Raw genomic sequence first — 2,230 nt, 5'->3', positions numbered from 1 at the left:
GCCGGACAGCCCCGGCCTTGAACTCTTCCGTGTAGCTGCGCCGGGGACGGCGCTCCTTCTTCACTTCCACCATGTCGGACACCGTATCCGCCTCTTCGTTGGTGTCCACTCAAGCGGATCATGCCCAGACCGCTTCGGCGTGCTCCAAGGCGTCGTTGTGAAAGAGTCCACGGACATTGGGTCGTGGCTCTCGGACGCCGACCACGTGCGCGCCTCGATCGCCGAGGCTGGCCTCGTACTGATTACGGCGAAGAACACCTCGCACCTCTCGACGTTCGTCGATTTCCTGCGCATGGTAGGTGCGGCGAACCATCCGGCCTTGATCCTTGACGACGAGGCCGATCAAGCATCGCTCGACACGAGCGTTGCAGCGCGTGCGCGTGCGCGTGCAAAGGGAAAAGCTCCTGCCGCCAGTGCAGTCCCGAGCGCGATTTTCTCGAAAACAAATGTCAACGAGCGTGACGGGGAAGAGGGTTTCTCGATTCGGCAGACGCTTCGCCACCACTTATACCTCCAGGTGACGGCGACGCCGTATGCTCTTCTCCTCCAAAACACGGACAACCCGCTCCGGCCTCTGTTTACCGAGGTGCTTGAGCCGGGGCAAGGGTACACAGGGGGGGAGTTCTTTTTTCCCAAGACTGTCATCGACGAAGGTGCGGCGCCGCTGGCCTATGTTGGGGCTGACGAGGGAGACAGGCTTGCTGGAGGCGAAACACCCGACGGCCTTCGCAACTCCCTATACTACTTCCTGGTCGCCGCAGCCGCCCAGGGGCTTGCCGACGGAACGTCGAAGCTCGGCCCGCAGAGTTACCTCTGTCACACGAGCGTCAAGAAAGACGACCACGAAGAGGCGGCGAAACGCGTACGCGAACTGCTCAATCAGGTTTTCGAGTCGCTCAAGGGCGACCGGACGATCGCCCGCCTTGGTTTGCAGCGTGGACTCAAGGAGCTGGCGCGCACCGTTTCCTCCTCACTTCCATCGCTGGAAGCCATTGAGGAGTACGTTCGGCAGCGCCTTCGCAACCGAGAGGTGAAGGTCGTTAATTCGGAGCAGGATGAAGCGAACTTCGGGCCAAAGCTGAACTTCATTGTTGGCGGGAACATCCTGGGCCGCGGCCTGACGATCGACAATTTGCTTGTCACGTACTACCTGCGCTCCGCGAAGATCGCTCAGATGGACACGATGCTCCAGCACGCGCGAATGTTCGGTTATAGGGAGTCAGCCAAACCTTTCCTCCGCGTTTACATCCCAGAGCTCCAGGCCCTGCGATTCCACCAGATTTGCAGGGCTGAGCACCGGCTGCGCGAGCTTCTCGGGGCAAACGGCTCCCCGGATCGAGTGCCGGTACAAGTTGCACGCAAACTGCGGGCAACGCGCACGAGTGTGCTGGATACGTCACACGTCGAAGCATACATGCCAGGCGAGCACCTCTACCCAGCCGCGCCTCACTACCAGTCGAAGTCGGCTGCTGCGGAGCACAAGAAGGCTCTCGAGAGGGTCGAGAAGCTCTTCCCAGGTGGAAAGTTCGGACCGATAAAGCGGGACTCACTCCACCCCGTGTCTCTCACGGCGATCATTGAGGCACTGGATTACATCCCGTATGACAATCTAGGTACCGGGCAATGGGACCCTGAGGCAATCAAAAGCGTCCTTCAAAGCGCCTCGGATCTCTTCAAAAATCAAGGTTATCTGTATGCACGTACGGCCACTCGTACAAAGTTAACCGAAGGCATGGTCGGTGGTCCGGAACTCCAGCAACTGCGCGCCGCCGGGCGTCCCGTCCTCTGCATCTTCAAGGACGATTCGGGGAAGCTGGTCCGAATCGGTCAGACTGTCGAAGTCAAGATCGACTTCACGTACATATTCCCTGAATTCGTCCTGCCAGAGAGAGAGGACTTGCCAACACACGTGTTCAACGACACAAGCCAGGACGCCGGACCTGTCGAATGAGATGGTCTGCCTCGGACTTGCGTCGTCTCCTCGCGCTCGCGGCTGCTGCAAAGTCGAACCCGAACGAAAAGACGTACCAAGTCGTCGGCGAGCTAGCAGTCGGACATGCCAAGCTGCTCGTGGCGCTCAGTCCACTGCGTGCCCCCACGCTCCTAGAGCGCCGATCAGGTTTCCGCCCGAGGAAAGTCGAATACTTACGAGCGCGATCGACGTGGGCTGTCGCCGCGTGATCAGGTCGCCACCTCTCGGAGGTGGCTCATGGAGCGCTGGAAGCCGACT

1 protein-coding gene is annotated in these 2,230 nt (G+C 60.0%); it reads left to right on the top strand.

All coding sequences use genetic code 11. The features are described from left to right. Positions 1–139: 139 nt before the first annotated feature. Positions 140–1,951, top strand: a complete 1,812-nt coding sequence (locus tag D7V88_RS40830) for a Z1 domain-containing protein (RefSeq protein WP_147449124.1) — start codon at positions 140–142, stop codon at positions 1,949–1,951. The last annotated feature ends 279 nt before the right edge of the window (positions 1,952–2,230 follow it).

The sequence above is a fragment of the Corallococcus terminator genome, assembly GCF_003611635.1.
GTDB lineage: Bacteria > Myxococcota > Myxococcia > Myxococcales > Myxococcaceae > Corallococcus > Corallococcus terminator.
The sequence above is the reverse complement of the archived record's forward strand: the minus strand, read 5'-3'. Positions and strand labels throughout refer to the sequence as shown.